Annotated in this window: 21 protein-coding genes; 11 read left to right on the top strand and 10 right to left on the bottom strand. The window is 39.5% G+C overall.

The genetic code is table 11. The features are described from left to right. Positions 1-2 precede the first annotated feature (2 nt). Entirely contained in the window at positions 3-857 is an 855-nt protein-coding gene (locus BV60_RS0106615) for a hypothetical protein (protein WP_029320385.1), read from the bottom strand. 70 nt (positions 858-927) lie between these two features. Next, a complete protein-coding gene (locus tag BV60_RS0106610) occupies positions 928-2019 on the bottom strand; it encodes a hypothetical protein (RefSeq protein WP_029320383.1) in 1092 nt (363 codons plus the stop codon). Between the two features lie 396 nt (positions 2020-2415). Between BV60_RS0106610 and BV60_RS0106605 the strand changes: the two genes are divergently transcribed. Then, positions 2416-3543, top strand: coding sequence for a hypothetical protein (locus tag BV60_RS0106605; protein WP_156036001.1), 1128 nt, complete (start codon positions 2416-2418; stop codon positions 3541-3543). Between the two features lie 258 nt (positions 3544-3801). Here the strand turns inward: BV60_RS0106605 and BV60_RS0106595 are convergent, their stop codons facing one another. After that, complete coding sequence (locus BV60_RS0106595) at positions 3802-4017, bottom strand: ferredoxin (RefSeq protein ID WP_029320378.1); 216 nt, start codon at positions 4015-4017, stop codon at positions 3802-3804. A gap of 93 nt (positions 4018-4110) precedes the next feature. Here BV60_RS0106595 and BV60_RS23475 point away from each other — a divergent pair, with 93 nt between their 5' ends. Both BV60_RS23475 and BV60_RS20975 read left to right on the top strand, forming a co-directional pair. Further along, positions 4111-4311, top strand: a complete 201-nt coding sequence (locus BV60_RS23475; protein WP_197029616.1) for a hypothetical protein — start codon at positions 4111-4113, stop codon at positions 4309-4311. Continuing rightward, on the top strand, positions 4281-4925 hold the full coding sequence (locus BV60_RS20975) for a Crp/Fnr family transcriptional regulator (protein WP_242840955.1): 645 nt from the start codon (positions 4281-4283) through the stop codon (positions 4923-4925). Before BV60_RS23475 ends, BV60_RS20975 begins: the two co-directional genes overlap by 31 nt. A 248-nt stretch (positions 4926-5173) precedes the next feature. Here BV60_RS20975 and BV60_RS0106585 read toward each other — a convergent pair whose 3' ends face one another. Both BV60_RS0106585 and BV60_RS0106580 read right to left on the bottom strand, forming a co-directional pair. Further along, the gene (locus tag BV60_RS0106585; RefSeq protein ID WP_029320377.1) at positions 5174-6220 is read right to left on the bottom strand and encodes a M42 family metallopeptidase; all 1047 of its coding nucleotides are present in this window, start codon (positions 6218-6220) and stop codon (positions 5174-5176) included. A gap of 147 nt (positions 6221-6367) precedes the next feature. Next, a complete protein-coding gene (locus tag BV60_RS0106580; protein WP_029320376.1) occupies positions 6368-7426 on the bottom strand; it encodes an acyltransferase family protein in 1059 nt (352 codons plus the stop codon). 252 nt (positions 7427-7678) lie between these two features. Here BV60_RS0106580 and BV60_RS0106575 point away from each other — a divergent pair, with 252 nt between their 5' ends. The 5 genes from BV60_RS0106575 to BV60_RS0106555 are packed head-to-tail and all read left to right on the top strand — an operon-like array spanning position 7679 to position 12823. Further along, positions 7679-9274, top strand: coding sequence for an ABC transporter substrate-binding protein (locus BV60_RS0106575; protein ID WP_051656559.1), 1596 nt, complete (start codon positions 7679-7681; stop codon positions 9272-9274). Positions 9275-9304: 30 nt separating this feature from the next. Beyond that, positions 9305-10222, top strand: a complete 918-nt coding sequence (locus BV60_RS0106570; protein WP_242840954.1) for an ABC transporter permease — start codon at positions 9305-9307, stop codon at positions 10220-10222. After that, positions 10219-11043 carry an ABC transporter permease gene (locus BV60_RS0106565; RefSeq protein WP_051656558.1) on the top strand — a complete coding sequence of 275 codons (825 nt, stop codon included), beginning with the start codon at positions 10219-10221 and terminating at the stop codon, positions 11041-11043. Before BV60_RS0106570 ends, BV60_RS0106565 begins: the two co-directional genes overlap by 4 nt. Next, complete coding sequence (locus tag BV60_RS0106560) at positions 11040-12038, top strand: ABC transporter ATP-binding protein (RefSeq protein ID WP_029320372.1); 999 nt, start codon at positions 11040-11042, stop codon at positions 12036-12038. The genes BV60_RS0106565 and BV60_RS0106560 overlap by 4 nt, the downstream gene beginning before the upstream one ends. Further along, positions 12035-12823 (top strand): ATP-binding cassette domain-containing protein, encoded by a 789-nt coding sequence (locus tag BV60_RS0106555; RefSeq protein WP_051656557.1) that lies wholly within the window; start codon positions 12035-12037, stop codon positions 12821-12823. Before BV60_RS0106560 ends, BV60_RS0106555 begins: the two co-directional genes overlap by 4 nt. On the opposite strand, the gene BV60_RS0106550 is transcribed toward BV60_RS0106555, so the two are convergent. Next, positions 12751-13266 (bottom strand): hypothetical protein, encoded by a 516-nt coding sequence (locus BV60_RS0106550; protein ID WP_029320370.1) that lies wholly within the window; start codon positions 13264-13266, stop codon positions 12751-12753. The genes BV60_RS0106555 and BV60_RS0106550 overlap by 73 nt on opposite strands. 50 nt (positions 13267-13316) lie before the next feature. Here BV60_RS0106550 and BV60_RS0106545 point away from each other — a divergent pair, with 50 nt between their 5' ends. Together BV60_RS0106545 and BV60_RS0106540 are read left to right on the top strand one after the other, a co-directional pair. Further along, positions 13317-13793 carry a hypothetical protein gene (locus BV60_RS0106545; RefSeq protein ID WP_029320369.1) on the top strand — a complete coding sequence of 159 codons (477 nt, stop codon included), beginning with the start codon at positions 13317-13319 and terminating at the stop codon, positions 13791-13793. Positions 13794-14004: 211 nt separating this feature from the next. Next, the gene (locus BV60_RS0106540; protein ID WP_029320368.1) at positions 14005-16434 is read left to right on the top strand and encodes an InlB B-repeat-containing protein; all 2430 of its coding nucleotides are present in this window, start codon (positions 14005-14007) and stop codon (positions 16432-16434) included. A 312-nt stretch (positions 16435-16746) separates the two neighbouring features. On the opposite strand, the gene BV60_RS0106535 is transcribed toward BV60_RS0106540, so the two are convergent. The 3 genes from BV60_RS0106535 to BV60_RS0106525 form a co-directional block, all read right to left on the bottom strand. Then, on the bottom strand, positions 16747-18234 hold the full coding sequence (locus BV60_RS0106535) for an ATP-binding protein (protein WP_029320367.1): 1488 nt from the start codon (positions 18232-18234) through the stop codon (positions 16747-16749). Positions 18235-18340: 106 nt separating this feature from the next. Then, positions 18341-19735 (bottom strand): vWA domain-containing protein, encoded by a 1395-nt coding sequence (locus BV60_RS0106530; RefSeq protein WP_029320366.1) that lies wholly within the window; start codon positions 19733-19735, stop codon positions 18341-18343. Positions 19736-19749: 14 nt separating this feature from the next. Continuing rightward, positions 19750-20757, bottom strand: coding sequence for a leucine-rich repeat protein (locus BV60_RS0106525; RefSeq protein WP_051656556.1), 1008 nt, complete (start codon positions 20755-20757; stop codon positions 19750-19752). Between the two features lie 235 nt (positions 20758-20992). Between BV60_RS0106525 and BV60_RS0106520 the strand changes: the two genes are divergently transcribed. Further along, positions 20993-22432: a GGDEF domain-containing protein gene (locus BV60_RS0106520; RefSeq protein ID WP_029320364.1), complete on the top strand. Its 1440-nt coding sequence runs from the start codon at positions 20993-20995 to the stop codon at positions 22430-22432. A gap of 67 nt (positions 22433-22499) precedes the next feature. Here the strand turns inward: BV60_RS0106520 and BV60_RS0106515 are convergent, their stop codons facing one another. After that, the gene (locus tag BV60_RS0106515; RefSeq protein WP_029320363.1) at positions 22500-23681 is read right to left on the bottom strand and encodes a response regulator; all 1182 of its coding nucleotides are present in this window, start codon (positions 23679-23681) and stop codon (positions 22500-22502) included. Positions 23682-23713: the final 32 nt, after the last annotated feature.

The following is a 23713-nucleotide window of genomic DNA, read 5'->3' as shown; positions in this document are numbered from 1 at the left end:
TATTATTTGTTTATTCCGTATGGATTGAGCCAGCTGTTTTTGGTGTTATTACTATTTCCGCTATTATTTCCGTTTGTTGTGGAAGTCTTCTCTTCTTTTTTCTTGATGTTAAAGAAATGTGACAGCTTGGAGGTTTTTTTCTTACTGCCAAGCTTTACGTGTGTTGTATCTGAAAAAGCAGTATATCCTTCCATAAAGCCTTCGTTCCAGTCAAGCATTTTCTGATAATCCCCCACGTGCGATCCGCAGATGCCTACGCAGGTATTCCTGTAGCCTGTAGGGAATTTTATTACAACAGTTTTCACATAGGAAATATAGTACTGATATACCGTTCCGTTTGACCATGAAAGTTTCTGCGGTTTGAGTCCCTTCCATTCTGTCTCTGAGACAGAAACGCCGTGATAGTTCGTTCCATCCTCCGAGGTCTCAGAGGTGTTTAGATTTTCACCTGTGTTTTTATCAACCACAACCACATCCAGGTAATCTATGAAATCATGTCCGGATCTCATCAGACTTCCGGCAACCTGTCTCGATGGTCTTTTCGGGTACTGGACCTGAATGGTCATAACAGCAGTCATGGTTGTATCCATCGACTGTGATGAGCTGCTGCTTCCGGATGTCTTGGGAGCCGGATATTCACTTAATCTGTATTTTGTTATTTTGGCATAGAACTTTGTAAGTCCGGATTTTCCCGGTATCTTGGAGTAAACAGCAATCCAGTTTCCTGCCTTTAAGTTAAAATTTGCTCCGTACTTCTTAAGATCACTGAATGCCGCTTTTGATGACATAGGCATCGCACAGAAAAAAAGTGAAAAAATAAGTAGCATCATCACAAAACTTCGAACACATCTCTTCATTTTTTGCCCCCTTAAGTCAGACCACAGTTTCAATAATACTTTAAGCCATATACTCCTTTTGAAATACCGCTTAATCATTACTGTTATAACTCTTTATCTTTTTTCTGTAGTTGAATTCCTTAAATCTTACCTTTGTGGCTGTTACTATAACCACATCCCCTACTTTCAGTTTTCTGTTCAGTTTATATTTTTTTGAAACGCTTTTTTGTGTCACAGATTTTTTCTTTGATTTTTTACCTGGTTTAAAATACAGCTTTCCGTTCTTCTTTCCTGCCTTAACTATTATTGTTACCTTGGCACCTTTATAAGTATCAACCTGTATATATCTGTTTCCGCAGCTTGAATTTACCTTTGTCCACAGACCAAGATTATAAGAACTCTGATCTATGGATACACTGATTTTATAATTTGTACCGCCACTCCCATATAAAAAGAAATATCGTATTGTACCATTACCGCTCACCACATATTCAGCGGTTCCTCTATCCCGCAAAACCCTGAGATTGTTGGTGTTTATCGTGTAGTTATACTCATCCGTTATTCTGGCGTTCATTTTCTTGGATGCAAAAACAGTGATTTTATATGCCATATTCGATGGTACCTTAAAGCAAAAGCTATCTATATCATCGTCTCTCTCCAGGTTACCTGTAAGAGGAGTCCCAACCGCAAGCTGTGTTGCAGTATCAAATTCTCCTGAGTAATCATCCTTGTATGTATTAAGACCTATGGTGTATTTTCCCAATCCTGAAACTCTGATGTAATACTTATGACCTCGCACAAGTCTTGGCATGTAAGTTCCTGTTGTGCCCTCAATCGTATTATCCAGCCTGCACACTATTTCAGACATATGATCACCGCTGGTAGCGTATGAGCCCTTTACGACATTCAAATGTTCATCCATTATTTCGTAAAAAATATTACCTTTTTCAGTATGTGCAACAACTCTCAAAATCACCCACTGATCATCTGTTGTTGTTGCGGGCGGCGCCGTAAAATAGTACCAATAGGTCGTTCCTTCTTTTACTTCGGGATCTATAAAATTATCAATTTGGATTTCTACTGCATTGAAATATCCGGTATCACCGTCACATTGTCCGGTGATTCTTATGCAAAACAGCATAAACAGTATTAAGAAAAAACTAAGAAAAATCCGTTTTCTCATACCAGAAACCTCGCTTTTATAATCCGCCTTACAAACTTTCACTTATTAGGTTTATCGGCATAAAAATTTAAATCCATAAGTCCATATGCTTTCTGCTTTGTGTTATTTATAAATTTTTCAGATTTAGTTAGCTTCGCACGACAAAAACATGACTGAGGTTGTATGAAGTCAAAGTTAGAAAATTTTGCTTCACACTTAAGCAATACGATTTTTCATCCGATATATTTATAAGCTAAGGATAGCGTTTTAATGCATAAGGACTGCATTAGGACGCTATTTTTGCAAATTGCGGCGAAAGGAGGTTTATAACATGTGACGTAATTTAAGCTTACCACTCGGTCCTTTGGAGAGTGGTGTGCATCCGACTGACTGAAGATGCACGGAAAGGATTTTTTTATGACAGATACAAGTAATTTATCCGGTTATCGCAGCGTTTATATGGCCTTTGGTGCTTTCAGCTATGGTATGGGCGATAACAATCTAAAGCTTTCGGGGGACAAGGGCCAAAAGGCCATAAATGAATTATCAGATGGCGGAGCAAGCTTTATTTCAGTAGTAAACAATGCAGCCAGGGAGCTTTCCGCTGATAAAGATGGGATTGCTACAGGGGAAGTAAAAGCCATTGAAGAGAAACCTGCTTTTTCAGAAGGCATTGATTCTGAAACCGCAAGAACAATAAACAGTGCAAAGGAACTTGGCTATCCCGGAACCGGTGCGTTCTTGTCTTATACAAGGATCATCACTGCAAGCATTCCGGAGGATATAGCATCAGCAATTGAAACTGGTAGCAAGGCTTCACCCTTTGACTTTTCAAGCGGAGCACAGGAACTGAAAATAACCATAAATGTATCAGGCGGTTCACGAATTTATACAGCGTCGGGAACCGATAAGGATGGCAATTCCTTCAGTAAAGAAATCGATCCTTATAATGTTGATCCAACAGATGCGGATTATTCTGAATTTGCCACACTTTGCGCATACATAAGGGATACTGAGGGCATGGCAGACAATGCAATGAAAGCTGTCAGGGATGCCGCGCCACAGGACATCACAGAAAAAGGAAACTATCTTTATAAAGTAGGATTTTTTGCAGAAACAAACGGAAATCTGTCCGGTGCAAAAAAACTGTTTGAACAGATGCAGACCTTCTTTGAAAGCCTCATGGGAATAGGAAAAGTAACATCCGGTGAAGGTCAGAATGATTCCGGTATCGTAAATGTAAGAAGTGATTCAGGAAACGGCATTGGTTCTTCAAACACAACAGGCGGCTCCTACCACAGCAGGATACTTGATGAGCTTCAGGAAATGATAGAGCTTATGATGCAAAAGATGATAAACGAAATTCTTAATATTGATGATGATGCTTCATATTACTCAGATGATGCGGGAGATGTTGCAGAAGTTACAGAAAATGCTGAGCCATCATCAGACGCATCTGCTACAGATCAAGCTGATACTATAGCTCCTGAATCTTCAAATTCTATACCAGATTATATCGATACATCAAATGCAGTAACTTTGTAAGGACAATTACAATAACTTTGTACGATATTTTTTGAATTTTTCAGCCGGTACATTGGAGTTCCATGTACCGGCTGTATTATTGTCTATTATTTTCTGAACCATTAACGTTCCATATACCATCTGCATTTTTGTCTATTATTTTCTGAACCAAAGAGGTTTTGAAAAAATCTCTCGGAACGTGAACAATCGGTGTAAGCCCACACAAAAACCAAACACGACCAAAAATCACTACTACTATGAAAAGAATATCACCTATAATCATGCCTTACAAGTATGGTCACAGAATTCGATGCCCTCCGTAATGGCGCCAAGCGGGCATCCATTCTTAGCATCTTCTGCACTGGCAAGTGATTCCGCAGAAACTTCTTTTTCAGAAGCAACTGCCAAACCGGAATCCCCCATTGAAAAAACTTCAGGACATGTGGATGCGCATAATCCGCATCCGATACACGCTTCGTTTACTATGTACTTCATAAGCCTCCTTAAAAACATCTCTCTTTACGTTCTTTTTTACATTGTTCTATATTTCCACAGCGATAGCAAAGCTCGTTATCACAGATTCCCTCTTTGTCGAAGAAAGACCTGATATTGTTTACTGTGGTCTCAGCTATGTTATTCAGGGCCTCTTCCGTAAGGAATGCCTGGTGTGATGTAACAATGACATTTGGCATGGAGATTAGTCTTGATAAAAGCTCATCATTAAGGATATGGCCTGATCTGTCCTCAAAGAAAGTACTTTGTTCAAAGGGATTTCTGAAAAAGAGATAAAGAAGATATTAGAAGCAACTCCTCATCACATTGAAAGTTATGATAAAGGAGAAACAATTTTCCATCTTATGGATGATGCTGACCGGATTGGCATAGTTCTCGAAGGAAGAGTTGAAGCACAGAAGTCATTTCCAAATGGAAGTCAGATTAATTTTTCTATTCGAGGTGCTGGTGAAATGATCGGTCCCGCTGCAGCTTTTTCCGGAAGTCACAAGTATCCCTGTGATGTTGTCTCCTTAGAACATGTCTCACTTATGGTGCTGCAGAGAAAAGATACTCTGGCTCTAATGCAAAGGGATATCCGGATTCTCGAAAATTTCACAAAAGAAATAGCCTCTGCAACCTATATGCTTCAGCAGAGGCTTGAGCTTTTATCTTATAATGGAATAGCGCAGAAAGCTGCATTCTGGTTGCTCCTACAGGCAAGGCAGACAGGACAGAATACTGTTAAAATCCCCGGTTCCGTTTCAAATTGGGCAATGATCATGAATGTATCACGTCCATCACTTCACAGAGAGTTAAAAAGACTGGAGGATGAAAATATTATCTCTTATAATCCGCCTATTGTAACTATCATGAGTACTTCTGATTTACAGGACGTACTGGGCGTTTGATAATCATATATGTAAAAAGACAACTGTCAATGACTGTTTTCTTATCTTCAAATACAACTTACTATCAGCGCTTTTGTTTATTTCGCAAATTTAAATTTTTACTATTTTTGCGAACCATCGTATCGATTCCTAATCTCATTTATGATCTCAATATTATTAAAATGAGGAAATATCATTATTGTCCTTAGCATGTTTTCAAGTTGTTCCTTATATTTCACTTTCAGGTTATATTAAGTGCATCATTTCGCTTAAAGTGCATACTGAATCAGAAGTCTCAGAACATTTTCTGCACCATCCCTGTGGCTTCTCTCATAACCGTGAGATGCATAAACGCCTGCTCCTATAAGTCCATGTTTAAGGTCACTTCCCGCACCTAAGGTTGCTTCAACATCACTTCCGTAATGAGGATAAATATCTATGGCATAATCTGCTCCGCTTTCTTTTGCTGCTGCCACAAGTCCCTGAACCACAGGATAGCTGTAAGGACCTCCACTGTCCTTTGCACATATGGAGACCTGTTTTTCAGTACAGGTAAGACCATCACCCACGCAGCCCATATCCACTGAAATTGCTTCCGTGCAACCCTCAGGCACGTTTCCGCATCCACCGTGCCCGACTTCCTCAAATACAGTGATATGCGCATAAAGAGCACGCTTTGGTGTTATCTTCTTTTCCTTTATATATTTACCAAGTCCAAGCAAAATACCAACACTAAGCTTATCATCGAGGAATCTTGATTTAATATAACCCGTCTTTGTCACTCTTACATTAGGTTCAAAGCATACTATATCACCTACAGAAATTCCAAGTTTTTGAGTATCCTCTTTTGACTTTACGTCTTCATCAAGTACAACTTCACAGTTTTCCCAGCTTCTCTTCGTATCATTATATTCACCGTTTACATGTATGGAAGCGTTGTTAAGCTGGAAGGTTCCCTCATATATTCCGTCAAATTTGGTAACAACCCTTACGTTTTCCGTCTCTGCATTGTTAGGATTCATTCCGCCAAGGTTCGTCAGCTGAAGTCTTCCGTTATCCTTGATTGTTGCAACCATTCCTCCAAGTGTATCGGTATGAGCCTCCAAAAGAAGTCCATTGTTTTTATCTTCTCCTGTCAGTTCTACTATCACTCCGCCCTTATTTGTAAGAGTAGCCTTAAACCCAAGCTTCTCAAACTCCTCCTTAACCCAGGCTGCTGCCTCTTCGGTGTAGCCCGTGGGCGAATCAATATTTAAAAGTGTTGTCGTCTCATCAACTATAAAATCAGTGTATTTTGTAAGGTTTAGTTTTTTCATGTCAGTCCTTTCTTAATAAGATATATTTCAACTAATTCCAACTTAAACTCACTTGTCGAAATTATTATTTAATCCAATCTGTCTAAACAAGTACTGCATCGCCGAAATAACCGGACTCGTTTATTTCAAGATGCTGTACAGTGCCTCTTAAGAAGTCATTATTTTACCAAACAATATATTTAATTTTTCCAGTACGATCTCAATAATTAAAGAGCCACAGATCATACAAATAAAATAGATTATTCTCAAAATCCAGATATTGGAAATCTGTATTCCGGTTTGGATAAAAAACATTGGCAAAACGTAATCCAAAAACAGCCTATGGTACAAAAACATATATAATGTGTGTTTCCCCAAAACTGAAATACTGCCGAAGATTTTCAGTAATCTGTCGTTGTTGCTTATCACTTGTTCCAGGAAAAATATGGATAACGCCATTAAAATCGCATATAATCCAAAACTGATACTTGGCGGGTTGTATCCGCTTCCATAGGGCAGATTCAGGTCTATCCTGCAATTATCGGTTGATATAAAATTCCACCACATTAAGGTCAATACAATACTTATGACAAGCAGAAACGCTACTACTATTTTATTAGTTGGTATTTTAGAAGAATACTTGCCAAATATCATGCCAAGGTAAAACAAAATCAGATAAGTTCCGCCAAAAAGTTTACCGCCACCGCCATAAATATCCAGGATATTTGAATAATTCGTTGTATAAAAGGATATCATCAGCACGAAAGCCAATCCTGCAATTTCAATCAGTATTCCCCTTTTTCCTTTAGCACAATTGAAGGAAAAATAAATAAAAGGTGCTATCACTAAAAGTTGAATATATAACATTACATAATAAAATGGTGAGCTTGCATTAAAATGAATTGCCCTATTTAAAAAATTCTCAAAATGAAACTGCCTATCCAATATAAGTCCATATATAAACGTAGCAATAAGATATGGTTTTAGTATTTTCAGACAGGCCTTTGAAACTTTCTTTGCAATACTCCCGTTATATCTGCTATAGCTCCAATAGCTTGTGACCCCCATCACCAGTATAAACAGGCTAACACTATAATATGAAAAGTAAGAAACCCGCACATTCTGATAAAGTAATCCGTTAGTGTGGTCTATCATGACAGCAATAATGGCCATGAATTTTGCTATATCAATCCAATATGTTCTTTTGTTTTTCTCAATTGATTCCAATTTAAACATCCTTGTCGCAACAATTATTTTTTTCGGCCCTTTTCAGCTTATATAAACAATATGATAATTCTGTATTATTTTACCTGGTTTGTCAAAAACAACATTATTCAAAATACCGATAATCTTAAATATATATAAACAATTGGCATTCTGTAATACCTTTCATAAAGCAAATGATAAAATGTCAATAAGACCTGATTCAAAAATCATATCAGTAATTTATTAACTTAACGTTTGCAGAGGAGGGTAAAAATGTTCAAAAAGTACACATGGATTCTTATTTTGGCAGCAATACTCGCACTTACCGGTTGCGGAAAAACCGATAGTAAAGACGCAACCGTGCATCTTGCGATTCCATCTGATATAGTTACCATGGATTCCCATAAAACAACCAATGACTACATCGTACCGATGAACGTGTTTGACACGCTCTTTTCCTTAAAGAAAAATGAAGACGGCTCTACAAGGATAGATAACAGTCTTGTAGATAAATATGAACTTACAGATGATGGTTTAACCTATCACTTTACATTAAAAGACGGCATCGTTTTTTCTGATGGCACGCCTCTTACAGCGCAGGATGTAAAGTTTACTTTCGAGCGCATTTTAAAGCTTCCGGACAGTGCCCAGACAGATAATGTAATACTAATTGAAGGAGCGCAGGAAATGCTCGATGGCAAAGCAGATTCTCTTCGCGGCATCACAGTAGACGATGATAAGAATTTTTCCATAACACTTACTGCGCCCTTTTCAGGCTTTACTTCCGTTTTGGCCACCCCTGCAATGGTTATTTATTCAGAAAAAATAGTCACTGAGGCTGGTGATGATTTTGGAATGGTTCCTGAAAAGACAATAGGTTCCGGGCCCTACATCATAAAGGAATGGACAAGAGGCAGCGGACTAACCTTTGAATATAATCCGAACTATTGGGGCCCCGAGCCATCAGCTAAAAAGATTGACATGAAAATCATGGAACCTCAGTCTATGGATCTGGCATTCCAGAAGGGTGATCTCGATATTCTTGATTGCCTCTACATTGATTCCGCCATCGTTAAATCAACCTATAAAACTGATAAGTACAAGGATCACATTGTTTCTGTAGACCGTTTGGGACAGAATTTCCTTATGATGAATGAAAACATCGAGCCTTTAGGAAATGTACAGGTAAGAAAAGCAATTCAGCAGGCCATTGACCGCGAATCTCTACTCAGTACTATTTACGACGGCGATGGAATGCTTGAGGATGGTATTTTTACCACCGGATGCATAGGCTACAGTAAAAACAATCAGGGCTGGCTTAAGTATGATCCCGAAAATGCCAAAAAGCTCCTCGCAGAGGCAGGTTACGCCGATGGTTTCGATCTCGAATTATGTGTTGACTCAACCGCTTCAGACTCTGTCAAAAACTCCATACAGGTAATCTCCGAAAACCTTAATGCTGTTGGTATACGCACAAGTATTAAATCAATTGACCACGCAAGTTACTTAGACATTAGAAACAGTGGTGAGCTTCCTTGTTTTTGGGCATACTGGCTTCTTGATTACAATGATCCGGACAATATCATCTATACCTTTTTCGGAAGCAAAGATAACGTAAGACTCCGCTCTCTCAACTACAGCGATGATTCTGTAATTAACCGTGTTGCCGCTGCAAAAGTAATTGCTAAAGAGGACGACAGATTAGCAGAGTATGAAGCTCTTGAAAAGAAAATCCTTCAGGATGATGCTGCCTGTGTACCTATGTTTTCACAAAAGCATCTTTTCGTAACAAGTGACAAAGTAGCCGAATTTATTCCCCATTGGGCAGGCTGGAACGACATATACTTTGATCAGATTACATTAAAGTAATGATAGATTCAAAATAGAGGAGGCTTTATTTTGAAGGAACTTCCAAAAAGATTATTGGGCATAATCTTCGTTTTGATTCTTGTTATTGTACTGATATTTGTCATGCTTAGGATCATTCCCGGAGATCCTGCTTCCGTTTTACTAAATGAACATGTCAGTCAGGCAACTATAGACAGAATGACTGCGTCCATGGGACTTGACAAGAGTCTTCCGGAACAGTTCTTTTCCTATCTCGGCGGCGTCCTAAGAGGTGATTTTGGGCAAAGCTATTATATGCAGAGGCCTGTATTGTCCCTGATTTTACACGCTTTTCCCTATACTGTCAGATTGACTCTTTTGTCTATAGCAATCGCATGGACATTGGGAATTGTTTCAGGCATCATCTCAGCCATGTATAACGAGCATTTTGCCGATTACCTGTTCCGCGGAACTGCACTTTTGGGAATATCTGTCCCGGTATTCATGGTGGCTCTGTTCCTGCAATATTTATTTTATTATCGCTTATCTCTTCTGCCTCTTGTGTATGACGGAAGTATTGCATCTATGTTTTTACCTGCGATTGCTCTTGGCTGGAACAGTGCCGGAAGTGTTGCCAGGCTGATGCGCTCCAGTCTTATGGATGAGCTGGATGCAAACTATATGGACACTGCAATGGCTAAGGGCCTCATCTATAAAAAGGCTGTTATATTCCACGCTTTTAAGAACGCTGTTCTTCCTGTGATAACAATGATGGCTCTGCAGCTTGCGGAAATGCTATCCGGAGCAGTTATCACAGAAAGCGTGTTCAGTATTCCGGGGCTTGGTAAACTGGCTCTTACCGCATTACAGACGAGAGATATGCCTCTTTTACAGGGCACCGTACTGTTCACGGCTTTCCTTATCGCTGTTGGCGGTATTATAGCTGATTTCATCAATACTCTTCTTAATCCGAGGTTAAGGTTAGAATGATTAAATTATTCAGACAAAATAAAACCGCACTCATTTCAGGAGCTGTCATACTAATTGTCGTCATTCTATCTACACTGGCACCTCTTATGTCCAATTATAATGAAACGGGCCAGGATCTGGCACACAGACTTATGGCGCCGGGAAACGGACATCTCTTTGGAACAGATGAACTGGGCAGGGATGTATTTACCAGAATCCTCTATGGTACACGTGTATCCCTTTTGATAGCGCTGCTTCCAACCGCCCTTGCAGTAGTTGTAGGAACCTTTGCGGGCGTATGTTCTGCTTTGTTTAACGGAGTGATTGACTTTATCATAATGCGTTCTGCGGATGTTATGCTGTCAATTCCGGGAATGCTGTTATCAATGGTTGTTTTGTATACCTTCGGCGGTTCTCTTTCCTCCGTCGTAATCGCTCTGGTTCTTGTCGAGTGGGGCGGAATAGCAAGAATTGTCAGGACAAAAGCCTTGGAAATCTATCATGAAGAATATATTGAAGCCGCTGTAGTAACAGGTGCTGGACAGGGGCGGATAATTTTTAATCATATCCTCCCGAATCTTATTCCTACACTTATTGTACTTTTTACTCTGAACATTCCCTCCTCTATACTTGCGGAAAGCACTCTGAGTTTCCTTGGTATCGGCATCCAGCCACCTCAGGTATCTTTAGGACTCATGACAGGATACTCTCGCCAGTATCTTTTTCAGATGCCATGGCTCGCACTTGCTCCTTCAGGCATGGTCATGCTTCTTGTACTTTCCTTCAATTTTTTCGGAGATGCTGTAAGGGATATACTTGACCCGAAGAGGAGGCCGCTATGAGTAATACTTTACTTACAATCAGGAATCTTGCGGTTTCTGTCACTAATAAGAAAAAGAGTATTCCTATAGTAAAAGGAATAGATATCGATATTCCACGAGGTCAGATTGTAGGGCTTGTTGGTGAATCCGGCTGTGGCAAAAGCATGACCGCAAAATCCATCATGGGTATTCTCCCACACTCTGCCCATATGAGCGGAAGTATACTTTGGAATGATCCTGATGGTTCGCAGACTGAACTTACCGGCTTAAATGAAAAAGAGCTTCGCAAAATGTGCGGCCCCAAGATAGGGATGGTATTCCAGGAACCCATGACATCTCTGAATCCCATGATGAAAATAGGTGATCAGATAGCCGAAGTCCTCTTTATACATAAACTGGTTAAAAATCGTGCCGAAGCCAAGGAAAAAGTGATAAGAATCCTTGATGAAGTTGGTATACAGGAGCCCGAGCGCAACTACAATTCGTATCCTCATATGCTCTCAGGAGGTATGAGGCAGAGAGTCATGATAGCTATGGCTGTAATATGTGACCCGGATCTTCTTATAGCAGATGAACCGACAACTGCTCTGGATGTTACCATAGAAGCTCAGATTCTTAAGCTTATTCGTCACATGTGCGAAACCCATAATATGAGTGCTCTGGTTATTACGCACAATATGGGTGTTGTTTCCACGCTTTGTGACAAAGTATATGTAATGTATATGGGAAGAATCCTGGAAAGAGCGCAGGTAGATCAGCTCTTTAAAACGCCTCTTCATCCCTACACAAGAGGTCTCCTCTCCTCCATTCCAAGAATCCATGCTAATCCCGAATATCTTACGACCATCCCCGGAAATATCCCGGAATTTGGAAAAGAAGCTGCAGGATGCGATTTTTGTCTAAGGTGTAGCGATGATGAACGCCGCTGCTTTTTTGAAAAGCCGGCGGAATCAGAGATTGAAAAAGACCATTTCGTCAGCTGTTTTAATGCAAATAGCAGGAGTAACCAACCATGAGCGAACAGGTTCTTATATCTGCCCGTAACGTTACAAAAAGTTTTCCATCGGGCAATAAAAAACGTCATATCGTTGTAAATAACCTAAGTCTTGATATGTTCAGAGGTGAAACCCTATCTTTGGTCGGAGAATCCGGCTGCGGTAAGAGTACATTTGCAAGGCTAATAATGGGTCTCGCACAGCCTGACAGTGGTGAAATTATCTATGATGGCGTTAATATTTCAGGCTTATCGAAAGCTGCTCTAAAGCCATATCGCAGAAAGATGCAGATGGTATTTCAGGATCCCGCATCTTCACTGGATCCCCGCATGAAGGTAAGGGACATAATTGCAGAGCCTCTTAAAGTATGGCATATCTGTAACAACAGGAAGGAAATAGAGGAGCGTGTGCTTGAACTTCTTGAAATGGTAGAACTAAAAGAGAGTGCCATAGACAGGTATCCTCATGAATTCTCCGGCGGTCAGAAACAGCGTATTGGAATAGCAAGAGCCATAGCAATAAATCCGGAACTCCTTATATGTGATGAGTCCGTATCCGCACTGGATGTTTCCGTACAGGCACAGATTCTTAATCTCTTAAAGCGCCTAAAAAAAGATCTTGGGCTTTCCTGTCTTTTCATCAGTCATGACCTGTCGGTTGTAAATTTCATCTCCGACAGAGTCTGCGTCATGAAAGACGGAAATATCTGCGAAATCGCTGATGCCGAAAGCATCTATTCCAATCCGGCACACGAATATACTAAATATCTCCTCTCAGCCATCCCACATATAAGGTATGCTGAGTAGTATAAATCAGGGGCTGTCACAGTGACAGCCCCTGAAGTCATCTTATTAAGATTGTCCAGCTTTTCGATAGCCTTTGCTCTGGTTTCTTCGCTGAGCCAGTCGGTGGAATTCAGCATGTCATAGTAGGAATTTCGAATGTCATTAACCATATCCAGTATGACCTTACGCTGCTCTTCGTTGCAGTAAGCCTGAATGTACAACTTGTTCATTGGCACATCCAGCAGCTCCTTCACCCTGCTCACCGCTATGCTCTCGTAATCGGTCGAACTCTTAATTCCCATCAGACCGTTTTCAATGGCACTGAACTCATCATATGTTTCCTTGTCCAGAAGTCTGCCCGTATCTATCATATTTCTGACCAGCAGCCAGTCGCGTATCAGGGGAACGTTTTCCTCTGTGATGATATCAGCAAGAGCGGTAATGTAATCCGGCTCTTGGACCATAAACCGTTTTGCAGAAGAATCCTATCCTATGATCCATTTGGAGCGGTGATATGTACTATGAATCAAGAACCACTCTCACATCTCACCCCGATATTGAGTATGACGACGGAAAAATTAATTACTTTTTCTATAGCGGAGGAAAAGATAACATTCCCGGTGATAAAGCCCATAGCAAATCCGTCTCAGAATTGATAAAATATATTGTAGATGGCAAACTTAGTTCTGATTCCGACTCAGACCTTGCCAGACTTGATGAAATTGTTAATTCAGTAAAGAAAAAATCGGAGGTCACAAGGGCTTATATGCAGGAATGGGATAGACAACGAATTCATGATAAAGAACTTACAGAACAGGTTACAGCTCAGGTTACTGAGGACGCTGCCATAAAATGTATTCGTAGATTGCATATTCTGGGAGTGCCTGAAAGCTCAATCAGGGAATCCATTTCCGAAGACTATGGATATTCATCCGAGCAGATTGAAATACTTATGGAGCGTGCATTATCTAAACCTCAACCAATACATTAACCTACATCTTCTGACAATATGCAAATTTCCAAGAAGCAACCGGTCTTACAACACCGGTTGCTTTTTGTTTTTATACTTCATTATTTTTCCTCATTCCTTTAATTGATAAGAGTTATTTTCCTGTTATTTAATACTGAGTTAATGGCATTATCAGCCCATATTTGGGATAATATCATAGGGTAGTTCTATATTGTTTTATGAGGGACATTCTATGATTAGCATTTATTCATTTTTAAAGAACAGGAAGTCACTGTTAATAATACCCATTCTAATCAGTTTGTTACTGACATCTGTGTTAGCAAATTCCATGCCGATCACTGCACATGCGATGAAAGATCTGTCGATTGATTATCCGACAGGTGATGTCTTTGTGGCGCCGACGCCTAAGGTCATTGAAGAGACACGGTTTGTCGATGACATGCCGTCCATTAAGCCCCTGAATTCGGGCCTAAACATGGATGTATCTACAGGAAAACACTATGCATATCTGTCCGATAAGGAAAAGGATATCTATAGGGCTCTTGTAGCTGCGTGTGATAAGGTGGTGGACTATGGCGTAAAAATCAAAGCGGGTGCAACTCCGGGAGTTGCGTTAAGTTTGGGCAGTTCATCAGAATTTTCATATACAAAAGATGAATTGCAAAATGCCTATGAAGCTGCCAGATACGACCATTTTGAGTTGCTCCAATTGACGCTATGCCAGGCCTATTTCGGATACCTTAGTACTACCAGCGGAAACACTACAACATATGACAATTACCTTTATTTACAAAGCGCGAATTCTTCATATAAGCAGAGCACTTTTGCACAAATGACATCAGAATTAAAGAATAAACGTACTGCTTTTCTTTCCGACTCATCAATAAAAAATGCCAAGAGCACACTTCAAAAAGAGTTGGCAATACACGATAAGCTCATTAATACCAATACTTATGATTACGAATGTTCATCAAATAACAGTACTCAGTACACCTATCATATTTCTCATACAGCATACGGTGCTCTTGTAAAAGGCAAATCTGTCTGTGACGGATATGCTCTTGCACTCTCCTATCTGCTTGATGGCATAGGTGTAAACTCCATGACCGTCACAGGTGTTGCAGGAGAAAACGGCAAAAAGGAATCACATGCCTGGAGTCTGGTTGATGTTAGCGGCAAATGGTATGAAGTTGACGCAACATGGAATGATCAGGATTTAGAAAACTCCGTGCCTCAGGATCTCCTGGATCAGGTTCGTCATAATTATTATCACTTAACTACTTCCGAAATTTCAAACCATTCATATAACATAGTCTCCGGCTTGTATTCCGTTAAAGGCAGTTCTCAAAGAAACAGAACCGGTTATTCCACAAAACTTCCTACTGCATCAGACACCGCTTATACATACGATAAGGTTAAGAAAATAATAGCGGAAAGCGGAGAAGGCGGAGGAAATTCTGAACCCGAACAGCCTAAAGAAATACCTGTTACAGCTTTGTCAATTACTCCCACATCAATTACGCCCTCTGTTGGTGATAAAGGAAAGTTCACAGTAGCCATCACACCTTCGAATGCTACAAACAAAACGCTGATATGGACAGCAAGCGGCGATTCCGGTGTTATAAACATCGATCAAAGCGGAAGCTATACAATTACAGGTCGTGGTACAGCAAAGGTAACAGTATCTACCGAAGATAAAAAAATATCTACAAGTGCCACCATCACAACTAAATGTACGGTATCCTTCGATCTTTGCGGCGGAATTGGATCTGCTTCAAACAAAACAGTAGTTTATCGCAGTTCCTACGGGGAACTTCCTCAGAACATAACACGTAGCGGATATACATTTGCAGGATGGTTTACCGCAAAAGAAGGCGGAATTCAGATATTCTCCTCTTCAACAGTTTCAAACAAGGAAAGCCATACTCTCTTTGCACATTGGATCAAAGAAAAATCCGAGCCGTCGGAAGAAAATAAAGAAGAAGGCAATAATAACTCAAATGGCCAAAATAACAATGGTTCAGGCAGCAATAGTTCAAATAATGGAAGCAATAATAGTTCAAACGATAATTCGAACAAAAACAAACCTGAAAACAACAACTCGAATAATGGCTCAAATAATAACAACGGTTCAAACAATAACAACAAACAGCCATCATATACCGATCCTAAAAATGATGATTCCGCAAACAATAAGAACATAACAAACACTGTAGTAACAGGTGCGGATAATACCTATGTTGTTTCCAAAGACAGAACTGCATCTGTGCTGACACCTGCAAACAAAAAGATAACAAATGTTAACATCCCCGATTCTATTACTTATTTAGGAAAAAGCTATGATGTTACCACAATTAATGCAAATGCCTTTAAAGGCTTCACATCATTAAAATCAGTCACCATTGGCAGAAATATTGAAAGAATCGAAGCGGGTGCTTTTAACGGCTGTAAGAATCTGAAAAAGCTTACTATCTACGGTGACAGCTTAGAATCTATCGGAAGCGGCAGTTTTAAGGGCATAAGCAAAAAAGCCAAAATAACTGTTATATGCTTTGATAAGTCGGATTATAAGAAGATTGTCAAAAAGCTTAAAAAGGCAGGAGCCAAAAAAGCCAAATTCAAATATAAGCATTCTGACCTTGTGATCACTATAATCATTTGACAGCAAAATATTTAATCACACGAATATATTTTAACGAAAAACCGGACTTTTCTGAAGTCCGGTTTTTTATTCTGCAGTTTTTTATTCTACAGTTTTTTCATAAACAGCCCTGTCGCGAAGCCATCCGTTCTGAAATGTGCAGTTCTCGGACGAGTATGTTGATTTTCAAAACGAAGAAAGCAGCAAAAGCCGATTGCTCTGAGAGGCGTCGAAATGAGGCATTTGATGCTTTTTGAGTTTTATAAATCACAACACAGACGAAAACAAACATTTCCGAATGGGTACCTTGGGGCTGGGCGTGATGAATTGCTGTCAAACCGACAATATCTCTGCCACTATCTCTCTTCGCCTGTCTCTGAGTAGAAGAAGCTGATTATACTTAAAGTATTCCTCAGATCCCTCATTCTGAATAAAATTCAGGCTGTAATGACCCGCATCAAGCCTTGTGAGGAACAGCACCATCTCCTGCTCTTCTCCATATATTTTCTGAAGGAATGAAAAGCAGTTTGATAAATGATTTCCTGTCTCAAGAGCATTCTGTCTTCTTGTCTTCTCCCTTTCAGAAAACCAGGTTTTAATCTCATTTTTAGCAGCTTCATCATCAGCGTCGTTTATCTCTTCCTGAAGCTTACAAAGAGCAGCAATAACCTTCTTAATCACAATCTCAGAGGACTTGTCCATAAGATGTTCTCCGGCTTTCTTGTCATAATCTTCAGACAGCTCAGAGATTCTGTTCTTTAATCTTCCGATTATTGATGCAGGCTCTGTTCCCTTTACAACTGCCGTGATTTCCTTTTGAATTGTCTTCTGAACCTTATAGTCTTTGTCATAAGCAGCAAACTCCTGATTCAGTCTGTCTACCAGTAGGTTTATAATGCTTAGTTTTTCATCAAAAGGAGCTTTCCTTAGCTTATCTCTCTCAGCAGGAACACTGCCCTTTAAAATCTCTCCAATATTGTACAGATCCTCATACTTGTGATAGAGCGCATAATACATTGCAAAATCCCGGGCAATCTCAGGCTCCTGAAGATACTGACCCGTTACCTTTTCGTCAACTTCTATACCAAGCTTTTCGTAGGCTCTGATAAGCTGTGACAGATCCTCCCATCCTCTGGCAGTAACAAAGCGTTTTCCCTGAATATCATTTTTTATGCTGTAAAAGTTGTCCTTATGAATATCAAGATATGCAAGGATTGATCCGTGAACACCATTGACGTCAGCATATTCCTTGAATGCTTCCAAATCCTCTTCAATGTCAATTCTCTTTACACGGTCCAAAGTAACAATATCAAAATCTCTTACAGCCTTGTTATACTGAGGTGGATTACCCGCAGTAACTATGATAAATCCCTCGGGAACCTGATGCGCTCCAAAGGTCTTATACTGTAAAAACTGAAGCATGGTTGGAACCAGTGTCTCTGACACGCAGTTTATCTCATCAAGAAAAAGGATTCCTTCTTTCACACCTGTCTGATTTATTCTGTCATAAACCGATGCAATGATCTCACTCATTGTATATTCGGTAACAGAGGTCTCTTTTCCTCCGTATTCCTTTTTGGAAATGAAAGGAAGTCCGATCGCACTCTGTCTTGTGTGATGCGTGATCGTATAGGATACCAGATTTACCGCAAGCTCCTCAGCAACCTGTTCCATAATTGCTGTCTTTCCTATGCCCGGAGGTCCAATGAGAAGTATCGGGCGCTGCTTCTGGACCGGGATAAGATAATTCCCCATCTCGTCCTTTTCCCTGTATGCTTTGATTGTATTTATTATTTCCTGCTTAGCTTGTTTAATATTCATCTGTAATCCTCATTAAAAAAATACATGTTTTATCTGAACACTTCGTGTTCATAGACGGTACCGGCTCTTTTCATAAGCGGTTTGAAAACATCATAACTTTGTTTTTTCAAATATATAAAGCGATTGCCCAGTCAGGCATATCATCAACACCTGTCTGCTTATCCGACGGAAAAACAAAGGCTGTATCATATTCGGTTGGATTTTGTGGGTAATCCCCAAAGCCATCCGTAAAATACATAAGGCCTCTTAAATGTTTTAATTGTCCCTTATGTCTAAGATCATCCACATATGAAAACACCGGCCTAAAATCTGTTCCGTAACCTCCGGAGATTTCGAAATTCTCAGCATATTTTTCCATCTCCTCAGGATGATTGATCTCTATATCCTTTTGGACCCTGTTGTCACACTCAATTATATGTACGTGGATCTCTCTGAAAAAATTGTCGCTACTTCGAAGAATTCCTGCGGTCTCATTCAAAAAACTCTGAACCAGTTCTTCTGAGCAGGAAGCGGAGGTATCAATGGCAATCACCAGCTCGTCAACCTTATGAGATTCACTGTACTCATTTTCCTCAATAAGAGGCATATTACCGTAAATCTCCATTCCGTAATTATACAGTCCATAGTCAAATGAGTCAGGGTCTATTTTTATTTCCTCCCTGACCACAGCTATCTGATTTAAAAACTCAGTATAATAAACTTTATCCTGCGTTTCAGCCTTCAGGTAAAATTTAAGGCTTCCGCTTTCTGTGCTTTTATCATCTCCAAGACTTGCAATATCACTCTTGATTCTCTTTGCCGTATTCTTCCAGGCTTCCTCAATTTCTTTTTTATTTGCCCGCCTGAGTCTCATCTGCATCTGCATATCAATATCGGGTCTGTCATTATTCTGAGACTCATCTTTTTTATCCTGAAGTCTCTCCCAAAAGCCGTGATCGTCAAATTTAAATTCACGAACAAGGCGATTCCAGATATCCTCAGAAATCATATCCGTACCTGTATCTTCATGATCAAAAGAAGAATCGCTGCCCCATTCTGCGTGTTCCTCAAGATAGTGGTAAATCTTCTCTGCAGTCAGTACTTTAAGTTCATTCTGCAGCTTTTCATACCATCTGTCCCTAAGATCCGAACTGACTCTGTAAATGCATTGATAATCCATGGAATCAAGAATATGCTCCACGGCAATATCACATGCAAGATCCCATATCTCACTATCACTAAAATCCGCTGCCCTGTACAAATGCCTGAACATACAGTGCATAAGCATATGCAGGTATGTCCTGTTTAGCTTAGACGGATCCTCAACATAGGTCTTGAAAATGTAGTTGGGATTATACAGAACACTCTCCCCATCAGTTCCTACAAAGGTAGTCGACAGGTCCTTTCGTATCTCAAGCACCGAAAGTGCCGGTGCCATAAATCTCATCGACAACAGTAGCTCCGTCTTTACTGAATTCCATATTTGATTTCCAAGCTTAGTCAATTGTTCTTTATTATTCATATATCATTTTCTTATTAAAAATCCAGTTCCAAAAATCCATCATCCGATTTTTCATCGGTTAAATCACAGGCATCATTTCTGCACTCTTCGGAAAAGTTCATCATCATGCTGACAATAGCTGTCATTTCCTTGTCCGATGCCATGTGTGCAAGCTCTTTTGCATCATCCTTATAAAGAAGCTTCCTTGTCATATAAAAATCAAAATGATCCTCAAGACTAAAGTCATCTATTGCACTTACACCTGCATCTTTAGTAAATACACCTAAAGCACCTACTTGCAGTGAGCTGTTCTCTATAGCTCTTTTCAGGTTCCCTTTGGCATTTTCAAGAAGCCATTTTTCATACATATCTTTGCACTCAGATGTAAGTTCATACGGAAAAGCTAATCTCGCCATAGCGATCATCTCGGCAGTCACACTATCGTCTGCCGATGCCTTGGGAAACATATTATCATATTCCCTGAAATTTATCTCACCGCTTTTTACACATTCACGGTACGCATAGCCTGTACCCTCGATCGCAAACTGAATTGTTCTAGCCATCGTGTTTTCAACAAAGTCATAGTTAAATCCGGGAAAAACCAAAAGTGCATCACCACCTGTAAGGTGCATTCTGAAGGTCAGCCTTCTGTCATTATCCTCAAGTATACGTCTGATTATCTGAAAGTTATCATGCTCAATATCTATCTCTATTTCGGTCAGATTTTCACACTGTCTGGTACTTCCGTCAAGATATTCGGTGACGCTGTCCGCCATTTTAATTTTCTTGAGATTGCTGCAGTTATGAAAAGCGAAACCAAGAATTGTGTGGATTGAATCCGGTATTACTATCTCCTCTATATCCTTTCTGGATGAAAAAGCATGATTACCGATAACCTCAACAGGCAATATATCCCCGTTCTCATCCTCAGCTTTTTCGGGAATGCAAAGCACTCTCTCCCTCTTATCCTTTTCATCTCTGTTACCTTTTATCTCGAAGAAACTGTGATCAGTCCCTTTTTTCTTTTCATATTTAAAACTCATTATCCTGAAATTTACCCCGTATCCTTAACAATAGTACCAATGCAGTGCATTTCGCTTTTACATGCAAGAAATCTTACTATTTTCCGATTACAGATTGTACCTAATCTATACTATATCCGCAACCGTAAACAAGGCATAATAATTTCTTTATCGTCTTTTTACAAATATGTATTAAATAATATAGTACTATTTTAGTAACAGTGGATTTTCAGCACCATTATTAAGGAGCCGTTTTGTGCTAAAAAAGCATTCTATTTTATTTGCAAACATAATAGTGATCTTACTTATTATAGTAGTTTCTACCGGTTTACAGATTAACGAGTATACCTACTATAAAAACGCTGCCATTAAGCAGGCCAGGGAGGATGTTGCTTTTACGTCAAGCGATATATCCTACAGACTTACTATTGCTACAACCGAACAGCTCGTGGCATCACAGATGATGGCTAATGATATTTTTCTGAAAATATGGGCTGAGGATGAAATCAGTTTCAATACTGATGAGCATAAACAGCTCTTATACGACTATCTTAATGAATACAAACAGAAATATAACTATGATGTAGTCTTCTTTGTATCTAATCAAACCTACAATTACTATTATGACGGAGGACTAAACAAGGTAGTATCTCCTACTGATGACTTTGATATATGGTACTTCAATTTTCTTGATCTCCACCAGGAATACGATATTCAGATTGACCATGATGAGGTAAATGACTTTAGCGTTACCCTCTTTGTCAACTGTCTTGTAACTGATGAGTCCGGAAATATTCTCGGCGTTGTCGGTGTCGGCAATCAGATTGATGATTTCCAGAACCAGCTTGAAAACTACGTATCAGAATATGACCTTAATATCTGCATTGTTAATAAAGGAAATGCTCATAATTCCTTTACCGGAAGCACATCCTACTATAAAACCGTGGACGATGCTACAGCTTCACTTGGTCTATCCAGAGAAACAATTCTCATGGATGTGGATGACGATGGCTATGCATGGAATGAAGGAAATCTATGCACCAAGGTAATGCGTAACAAGGCCCTCAACTGGAATATTTTTGTTCAATCCGATATCACAAAAAACATCAATATTTTGCTGGCACAGATGAATCGCAGGATTGTGCTTCTGATGCTCATTATACTAAGCTACCTTATGGTAAGTCTCACTCTCTTTTCAAGACTTAACCGCATTACTTATGAATCACACAATACCGATGAGCTTACAAGACTTGCCAACAATCGCCTTTTCAGAGAAAAATTCAACAAAGAAAACAAGAGGAAATTTTCAAAGGAAACAGCCTCCCTGTTCATGCTGGATGTAGATGATTTTAAATCTTTCAATGACACAAGAGGACATTTATACGGAAATGCAGTTCTTCAATTAGTCTCCCAGACATTAAAAGAAAATGTAGGTGAAACCGGTTTTGTCGGCAGATGGGGCGGAGATGAATTTATTGGTGTTATCTATGATACCCCTGAAAAAGCTAAGGTCATTCTTGATAATGTACAGAATATAATAAGGTCCAAAGACACAGCAATGCCAATCTCATTCAGCTGCGGAATCTCACAAATAAACAGTAATCTTACTTTGGAAAAAAACATGGAGCTGGCAGACCGGGCATTATATAAATCCAAGGAGAACGGAAAAGCTCAGTCCTCTATCTACTCACCATAAAAAAAGTGCCTTTGGCACTTTTTTTATTTGCAGACTTCACATAGCAAAAGCATGGCTGAGGTTATTTTTATATATACTCCGCAAGTGTATTGTATAGTCTTTCGGAATCTATGGGTTTTACGAGGTGAGAGTTCATTCCTGCCTTGAGACTCTGCTCGTAATCTTCATGAAAAGCGTTTACCGTCATTGCTATAATAGGCACATTCTTAGACGACGGGATTGTTGTGTTATCTCTTATCATTCGTGCAACTGCTAATCCATCAATATCAGGCATGACAATATCAAGAAGAATAAGATCGAACTTTCCATGTTCTGTTCTGTATGTAAGAAGAGCTTCCCTACCGTCTCTTACTGTAATAACTTCCGCACCTTTTTCCCTGAGAAGTTTTTCAATTATTTCAAGATTGATCTCATCATCATCCGCAACAAGAATCCTCTTCTGAGAAAAATCATAATTACGATTACTGAGTAACTCAAGCTGTTCGCCGGTAACGATAGGGAATCGTAATTTGAGGTCGATTTCAACACCCTTCTCTGCATCATTTTTCACATTAACAGTGTCTGTCCCCATCTCATGAGCATAGCATCTTAAAATAAAAATCATGGGATCCATTGAATCAATGGAATTATACATATCCTTTTCCACGTTGTTATAACCAAGCCTAAGTGCATCAACCTGGCTACTGGTCAGAATAGCCTCCGAGCTATACACCTTAAACCCGATTTCGTATTCATTGTAACTTTCGGAGCTCTTATAAACCTCAAAATCCAAAGTGCTCTTTGCCGGCAAAAGATTTGACACAAGTCTTATCATTTTTCTTAAAATCTGAAAAAGAATAGAATAATCCGCAATAATGACGCAGTCCTTCAAATCAATGGTTTTTGGTTTGAATAGAATTCCGCTATACGAAAAAATATGCGACAGATCATTTTCCAAGGCTTCAACAAGCTTATCCACATTGATGCTTTCAGGATGAATACTTACATTCTGCATGATAATCTGGCGCATAGCCATAACATCATCCATTGATTCATTCATAAAATGACCCGCACGATTGATCTGATCTAGATAATGATGAACAGCAACCTCATCAGACATAGATCCAATCGCAAGCTTTGAAAACTCTATAATTGAATAAAGCGGTCCTCTTACATTCCTACTCATCTGCTCTAAAAATGAGTCGCTAAAACAAAGCTTATTTTTTGTTTCAATAAGCTTATCTACTATCTCATTATTGTTGTTTGACATTTCTTTTCCCCTCTAGAAAATTGTCTAAAATA

It is taken from the genome of Butyrivibrio sp. AE3004 (assembly GCF_000703165.1).
Classification (GTDB): Bacteria; Bacillota; Clostridia; order Lachnospirales; family Lachnospiraceae; genus Butyrivibrio.
Note: the sequence above shows the minus strand (reverse complement) of the source record. Positions and strands in the feature narration are given on the sequence as shown.

What these genes read in the sequence shown, in the direction of transcription:
- BV60_RS0106525 (WP_051656556.1), bottom strand. Translation starts at nt 20,757, where the DNA reads ATGAGTTTTAAATATGAAAAGAAAAAAGGGACTGATCACAGTTTCTTC.
- BV60_RS0106605 (WP_156036001.1), top strand. Translation starts at nt 2,416, where the DNA reads ATGACAGATACAAGTAATTTATCCGGTTATCGCAGCGTTTATATGGCC.
- BV60_RS0106540 (WP_029320368.1), top strand. Translation starts at nt 14,005, where the DNA reads ATGATTAGCATTTATTCATTTTTAAAGAACAGGAAGTCACTGTTAATA.
- BV60_RS0106565 (WP_051656558.1), top strand. Translation starts at nt 10,219, where the DNA reads ATGATTAAATTATTCAGACAAAATAAAACCGCACTCATTTCAGGAGCT.
- BV60_RS0106530 (WP_029320366.1), bottom strand. Translation starts at nt 19,735, where the DNA reads ATGAATAATAAAGAACAATTGACTAAGCTTGGAAATCAAATATGGAAT.
- BV60_RS0106545 (WP_029320369.1), top strand. Translation starts at nt 13,317, where the DNA reads ATGTACTATGAATCAAGAACCACTCTCACATCTCACCCCGATATTGAG.
- BV60_RS0106550 (WP_029320370.1), bottom strand. Translation starts at nt 13,266, where the DNA reads ATGGTCCAAGAGCCGGATTACATTACCGCTCTTGCTGATATCATCACA.
- BV60_RS0106575 (WP_051656559.1), top strand. Translation starts at nt 7,679, where the DNA reads ATGTTCAAAAAGTACACATGGATTCTTATTTTGGCAGCAATACTCGCA.
- BV60_RS0106515 (WP_029320363.1), bottom strand. Translation starts at nt 23,681, where the DNA reads ATGTCAAACAACAATAATGAGATAGTAGATAAGCTTATTGAAACAAAA.
- BV60_RS0106555 (WP_051656557.1), top strand. Translation starts at nt 12,035, where the DNA reads ATGAGCGAACAGGTTCTTATATCTGCCCGTAACGTTACAAAAAGTTTT.
- BV60_RS0106610 (WP_029320383.1), bottom strand. Translation starts at nt 2,019, where the DNA reads ATGAGAAAACGGATTTTTCTTAGTTTTTTCTTAATACTGTTTATGCTG.
- BV60_RS0106615 (WP_029320385.1), bottom strand. Translation starts at nt 857, where the DNA reads ATGAAGAGATGTGTTCGAAGTTTTGTGATGATGCTACTTATTTTTTCA.
- BV60_RS0106535 (WP_029320367.1), bottom strand. Translation starts at nt 18,234, where the DNA reads ATGAATATTAAACAAGCTAAGCAGGAAATAATAAATACAATCAAAGCA.
- BV60_RS0106585 (WP_029320377.1), bottom strand. Translation starts at nt 6,220, where the DNA reads ATGAAAAAACTAAACCTTACAAAATACACTGATTTTATAGTTGATGAG.
- BV60_RS0106560 (WP_029320372.1), top strand. Translation starts at nt 11,040, where the DNA reads ATGAGTAATACTTTACTTACAATCAGGAATCTTGCGGTTTCTGTCACT.
- BV60_RS0106595 (WP_029320378.1), bottom strand. Translation starts at nt 4,017, where the DNA reads ATGAAGTACATAGTAAACGAAGCGTGTATCGGATGCGGATTATGCGCA.